Annotated in this window: 6 protein-coding genes and 1 pseudogene; 2 read left to right on the forward strand and 5 right to left on the reverse strand. The window is 69.7% G+C overall.

The features are described 5' to 3' along the window. Positions 1-54: 54 nt before the first annotated feature. Genes carA through pyrR form a run of 5 tightly spaced genes read right to left on the reverse strand, consistent with a single transcriptional unit; the run spans position 55 to position 4,487 of the window. A complete protein-coding gene (gene carA / locus JDV09_RS12845) occupies positions 55-1,188 on the reverse strand; it encodes a glutamine-hydrolyzing carbamoyl-phosphate synthase small subunit (RefSeq protein WP_221369522.1) in 1,134 nt (377 codons plus the stop codon). Then, positions 1,185-1,688 carry a PH-like domain-containing protein gene (locus JDV09_RS12850; protein ID WP_221369523.1) on the reverse strand — a complete coding sequence of 168 codons (504 nt, stop codon included), beginning with the start codon at positions 1,686-1,688 and terminating at the stop codon, positions 1,185-1,187. Before JDV09_RS12850 ends, carA begins: the two co-directional genes overlap by 4 nt. Next, the gene (locus JDV09_RS12855) at positions 1,685-2,977 is read right to left on the reverse strand and encodes a dihydroorotase (RefSeq protein ID WP_221369524.1); all 1,293 of its coding nucleotides are present in this window, start codon (positions 2,975-2,977) and stop codon (positions 1,685-1,687) included. Before JDV09_RS12855 ends, JDV09_RS12850 begins: the two co-directional genes overlap by 4 nt. Continuing rightward, positions 2,974-3,921, reverse strand: a complete 948-nt coding sequence (locus JDV09_RS12860) for an aspartate carbamoyltransferase catalytic subunit (RefSeq protein ID WP_221369525.1) — start codon at positions 3,919-3,921, stop codon at positions 2,974-2,976. Before JDV09_RS12860 ends, JDV09_RS12855 begins: the two co-directional genes overlap by 4 nt. Then, complete coding sequence (gene pyrR, locus JDV09_RS12865) at positions 3,918-4,487, reverse strand: bifunctional pyr operon transcriptional regulator/uracil phosphoribosyltransferase PyrR (protein ID WP_221369526.1); 570 nt, start codon at positions 4,485-4,487, stop codon at positions 3,918-3,920. Before pyrR ends, JDV09_RS12860 begins: the two co-directional genes overlap by 4 nt. 143 nt (positions 4,488-4,630) lie before the next feature. Between pyrR and JDV09_RS12870 the strand changes: the two genes are divergently transcribed. Together JDV09_RS12870 and JDV09_RS26800 are read left to right on the forward strand one after the other, a co-directional pair. Continuing rightward, positions 4,631-5,836: a serine hydrolase domain-containing protein gene (locus JDV09_RS12870; RefSeq protein WP_221369527.1), complete on the forward strand. Its 1,206-nt coding sequence runs from the start codon at positions 4,631-4,633 to the stop codon at positions 5,834-5,836. A 38-nt stretch (positions 5,837-5,874) separates the two neighbouring features. After that, a pseudogene (locus JDV09_RS26800) lies at positions 5,875-6,019 on the forward strand (HNH endonuclease); the annotation flags it as partial.

Genomic DNA, 6,019 nt, shown 5'->3' on the forward strand with positions numbered 1-6,019 from the left:
GAGAAGGAGCCTGCTGGAATGCCATTTCGGCACATCTCAGGCATCTCGGGCATCTCAGGCATCCTTACCGTCGGCCATTAGGTCGACGAACTGGTCGAACAGGTACTCGGCGTCATGGGGTCCGGCGGCGGCCTCCGGGTGATACTGCACCGAGAACGCCCTGCCGTTGCTCAGCCGGACCCCCTCGACCACACCGTCGTTGGCGCAGGTGTGGCTGACCTCGGCGCGACCGAACGGCGTGTCGAACCGTTCACCGGCCTCACCTTCCAGAGCGAACCCGTGGTTCTGCGCGGTGATCGCGACCCGGCCGGTGGCATGGTCGATCACCGGGACGTTGATCCCGCGGTGGCCGAACACCATCTTGTAGGTGGAGCGGCCCAGCGCGCGGCCCAGGATCTGGTTGCCGAAGCAGATGCCGAACAACGGGATTCCGGCGTCGATGACCTCTTTGGTGACGCGGACCAGATGATCGGCCGTGGCCGGATCACCCGGCCCGTTGGACAGGAACACCCCGTCGGGCTTGTGGTCGACGATCTGCGCGAAGGTCGCCGCGGACGGCAGCACCAGACTGCGGATGCCGCGGGCGGAGAAATTACGGGGCGTGTTGGTCTTGATCCCCAGATCGAGGGCGACCACGGTGAACCGTTGCTCCCCTTCCGGTTCCACGACGTAGGTGGCATCGGTGCTGACCTCGCCGGCCAGGTCGGCGCCCAACATGGACTCCTGGCCACGCACCCGGGTGACCAGCCCGTCCACCGGCGTCTCGGCCGCCGGCCCACTGAACACACCGGCCTTCATCGAGCCCCGGCTGCGCAGGTGACGCACCACCGCCCGGGTGTCGATACCGGCGATGCCGACGATGCCCTGGCGCACCAGCTCGTCATCGAGGGTGCCGCTGGCACGCCAGTTCGAGGCCCGCGGGGACGGGTCGCGCACCGCGTAACCGGCCACCCAGATCCGGTCGCCACGGCTCTCGCTGTCCTCGAGGTTCCACCCGGTGTTGCCGATCTGGGGCGCGGTGGCGACCACGATCTGACGGTGATAGCTGGGGTCGGTGAGGGTCTCCTGGTAGCCCGACATTCCGGTGGAGAACACCGCCTCGCCCAGCGTCTCGCCGACCGCCCCGAAGGGCCGGCCGGTGAAGATCCGGCCGTCCTCGAGCACCAGCAGGGCCTTCTGTCCCGTCATGCGACCTCCTCCGGGAGCCATTTCGTGTAGTCCCCGCGGTCATCGGCGCGGAATCCGGTGTCGATCTCGGTGCCCGACGGCAGCCGCCAGCGGATCGCCAGGATGCCCTCGCCGGGCACGACCTTGCCCGCCAGGCCGCGCTCGGCGCGGATGCCGGCGATCGCGTCGTCGGGGATCCAGATGGGCCCGGCGCCCGTGCGCTGCAGCATGATCCCCTCCGGATAGCGGGTCAGCACGGCCTTGGCGCGAAAACCGAGATCGGCGGCGGCGACCCGGTCGTTCCAGTTCGGGACCAGCGTGCTGCCGACGTAGAGCCCCTTGGTGGGCGGCACGATCACGGGTCCGACGGTGTCGGGCAGCGCGGGCAGCGTGCCGACGATGGCGGCCTGGCGTTCGGTACGGCGCCGCCATCCGCGCATCATCGCCTGAATCAGCACCGCGATCGCCACCACCAGCACGATGGCCATGACGAGCGATGCCACCAGCGTCGGGGTGTTCACTCGCCGACCTTTCCGTCGCGGGCGGTGATCCGCCCGCGCAGCAGCGTGGCGGTGACCACGCCCGGCAGTTCCATGTCCTCGTAGGGCGTGTTGTCCGAGCGGCTGGCCAGTTCCGGGCCCTGCACCGTCCAGCGCGCCGCGGGGTCGACCACGGTGAGATTCGCCGGCTCCCCGACCGCCAGCGGCCTGCCCTGGTCCGGCAGACCGACGATGCGGGCGGGGCTCTCGCTCATCACCCTGGCGACGTCGCGCCAGGTCAGCAGGCCGGGTTCCACCATGGTCTGGACCACCACCGACAGCGCGGTCTGCAGGCCCAGCATGCCGGGGCGTGCGTTGGCGAACTCGCACATCTTCTCGTGCTCGGCGTGCGGTGCGTGATCGGTGGCCACGCAGTCGATCACGCCGTCGGCGAGGGCCTGTCGCAGTGCGATGGTGTCGCTGGCCTCCCGCAGCGGCGGGTTGACCCGGTTTCGGCCGTCGTAGCTGTCCAGCCGGGCATCGTCGAGCAGCAGATGGTGCGGCGTCACCTCCGCGGTGATCGAGATGCCCTGCGCCTTGGCCCATCTGAGCAGTTCCACGGTGCCCGCGGTGGAGGCGTGGCAGATGTGCACCCGGGCTCCGGCGTCGCGGGCCAGCAGCGCGTCGCGCACCACGATCGACTCCTCGGCCGCGCGGGGCCACCCGGCCAGGCCGAGGCGCGCCGCGTTGGGCCCCTCGTGGGCGACGGCGCCGACGGTCAGTCGCGGCTCCTCGGCGTGCTGGGCGATCAGCACGCCCAGTCCGGTCGCGTACTCCAGCGCGCGGCGCATCACCAACGGGTCGTCGACGCACACGCCGTCGTCGGAGAACATCCGCACCCGGCCCACACCGGCAGCCATCAATCCCATCTCCGTGAGCTGCTTGCCGTTGAGCCCGACGGTCACCGCACCGACGGGATGCACGTCGACGAGGCCGACCCGCTGACCGCGGTGCCACACGTGGTCGGTGACCACCGCCGAGTCGGCCACCGGATCGGTGTTGGCCATCGCGAACACCGCGGTGTATCCACCGAGGGCCGCTGCGGCCGAACCGGTTTCGATGTCCTCGGCGTACTCCCGCCCGGGCTCGCGCAGGTGGGTGTGCAGATCCACGAACCCCGGGAGCAGGATCTGCTGGTCGGCGTCGATGACCTCGGCGCCGTCGGGCGCGGCCAGCCGAGCGCCGATGTCGGCGATCTGACCGTCGTCGACGAGCACGTCGACCGCGTCGCCCTCGCCGTAGGGAACCACGCCACGGATCAGTACCGTCATGCGCTGATCGCCTCCACTTCGGCCCCGACGAGCAGGTGGAACAGCACCGCCATCCGAACATGCACACCGTTCGAGACCTGTTGCAGCACAGCAGATTGCGATGAATCTGCCACCGAGGACGCGATCTCCATGCCGCGCAGCATCGGGCCGGGATGCAACACCACCGCATGGTCGGACAGCATCGCCTGGCGCTTGTCGGACAGGCCGTAACGCACCGAGTACTCGCGCGAGGACGGGAAGAATCCGCCGTTCATCCGCTCGGCCTGCACGCGCAACATCAGCACCGCATCGGCCAGCGCCAGCTCGGCGTCGAGGTCGTGCGACACCGTGACCGGCCATCCGTCGACGCCCACCGGCAACAGCGTGGGCGGCGCGACGAGCACCACCTCCGCACCGAGCGTGGACAACAACGCGACGTTGGACCGGGCCACCCGGCTGTGCAGGACGTCGCCGACGATCACCACCCGCCTGCCCTCGATCGCGCCGAGTCGCTGGCGGATCGTCAGCGCGTCCAGCAGCGCCTGAGTGGGGTGCTCGTGCGTGCCGTCGCCGGCGTTGATCACCGACGGGCCACCGCGTTCGTCGAGCGTCCAGGCGGCCAGCTGCTGGGCCGCACCGGAGGCCGGGTGGCGCAGGATCAGCGCGTCGGCCCCGGCGGCGCGCAGCGTCAGCGCGGTGTCGCGCAGCGATTCACCCTTGGCCACCGAGGATCCCGACGCGCTGACGTTGATCACGTCGGCGCTCATCCACTTGCCCGCCACCTCGAACGACACCCGGGTGCGGGTGGAGTTCTCGTAGAACATCGTGATGATGGTGCGCCCGCGCAGGGTGGGCAGCTTCTTGACCTCGCGGCCGATCAGCGCCTCGGCGAACCGGTCGGCGTTGTCGAGTATTGCCGTCGCGTCGTCGCGGCTCAGGTCTGCCGCGGCCAGCAGGTGCTTCACCTCGTGGGGCCTCCGTGCGGTGCGATCCGGACTCCGTCGTAACCGTCGTCCTCGCTGAGACGGACCTTGACGTTCTCGCTGCGTGAGGTCGGGACGTTCTTGCCGACATAGTCCGCGCGGATGGGCAGCTCACGGTGGCCACGGTCGACGAGCACCGCCAACTGCACGACCCGTGGCCTGCCCAGGTCGCGCAGGGCGTCCAGCGCCGAGCGCACGGTGCGGCCGGAGTACAGCACGTCGTCGACGAGGACGACGAGCGCGTCGTCGATGCCGCCCTCGGGGATCGACGTCTCGGCAAGCGCCCGCGGCGGCTTGCTCATCAGGTCGTCGCGGTACAGCGTGATGTCCAGCGCGCCGTGTGCGACGTCGGCGCCGCTGAACTCGGCGATATTGCGGGCGAGTCGGCCGGCCAGCGTGACGCCGCGGGTCGGAATTCCCAGCAGGATGACGCGGGGACCGCCGGAACCGTCCAGTGCGGTCTTCTCGATGATCTGATGGGCGATGCGGGCAATGGTGCGACTCACGTCCGCCGCGGACATCAACTCCCGGTCAGTGGTGGCAGCCACGTGTAACCCGGACCTCCTTCTCCGCCTCGCCGGACGGTCGTTAAAGGATGGCCAAACCGCGCAAAGGCTACCACTGCGCGGGCCCGGAGGGCAGCCGGCGGTCTGGATTCCTGTCCCGCGAGCCGCTGACCTAGTCTGGCGCGATGAACCTCGACCGCAACAAGGCGTCCATCGTCGAGGCGGTCGATGCCGGCCTGCTGGCCGGCGCGGTCACGCTGGTGTGGCAGCGCGACGCTGTGCTGCAGGTCAACGAGCTGGGCTATCGCGATGTCGACGCGCGGCTACCGATGCAGCGCGACACCATCTTTCGCATCGCCTCGATGACCAAGCCGGCGACGGTGGCGGCCGCCATGTCGCTGATCGAAGAGGGTCGGCTTTCGCTCGACGACCGGGTGTCGACGTGGTTGCCCGAGCTCTCCGACATGCAGGTGCTGGTCGACCCTCTCGGACCACTGGACCGCACGGTGCCGGCCGAGCGCCACATCACCGTCGACGACCTGATGACCCACCGCAGCGGTCTGGCCTACATGTTCTCGGTGCTCGGCCCGATCTCGGACGCCTACCGCAAACTGCCCACCCGCCAGGATCAGGATCGCTGGTTGTCGGAGCTGAGCGCGCTGCCGCTGGTCCACCAACCTGGCGAACGCCTCACCTACAGCCACGCCACCGACGTACTGGGCATCGCGCTGTCCCGTATCGAGGGCAAGCCGTTGAGCCAGGTGCTCGACGAACGAATCCTGGGCCCGCTCGGAATGAGCGACACCGGGTTCAGCGTCGGTGCCGGGGGCCGCCGCCGGGCCGCCACGATGTACCAGCTCGACCGTGACTGCTCCCTGCGCGACGACGTGATGGGACCCGCACCGATCGTCGACCCGCCGTTCTGCACCGGCGGCGCCGGGCTGTGGTCCACCGTCGACGACTATCTGCGGTTCGCGCGGATGCTGCTCGACGACGGCACGCTCGACGGCGTGCGGGTGCTGTCGCGGCGGTCGGTCGAGTTGATGCGTACCGACCGCCTCACCGACGAGCAGAAGCGGTACGACTTCCTGGGTTCGCCGTTCTGGGTGGGCCGGGGCTTCGGCCTCAACCTGTCGGTCGTGACCGACCCGGCACGGTCTCGCCAGCTGTTCGGACCCGGCGGGCTCGGCACGTTCTCCTGGCCGGGCGCCTACGGCACGTGGTGGCAGGCCGACCCGTCGGCCGACCTGATCCTGATCTACCTGATCCAGAACCTGCCCAACATGAATGTCGACGCCGCCGCCGCGGTCGCGGGAAACACCTCGCTGGCCAAGCTGCAGACCGCGCAGCCCAGGTTCGTCCGCCGTACCTACGAGGCCTTGGAGCGGTAGCGGCCGGTTTGTCGGGGGTCGGGTGTAGCGTCGGGTTCATGTTCGAAAGTGTGTTCGATATCGATCCGGGGGCTGGTGAAGCCGACCTGCGTGACCTGGTCGAACGCTGCGAACGGCTCAAGTCGGCCGCGGCCGCCGCGCAGGCCCGCGCGACCGCGTTGTGGGCGGCCAAACGCCGCGCCG

This window comes from Mycolicibacterium xanthum, assembly GCF_019710635.1.
GTDB lineage: Bacteria > Actinomycetota > Actinomycetes > Mycobacteriales > Mycobacteriaceae > Mycobacterium > Mycobacterium xanthum.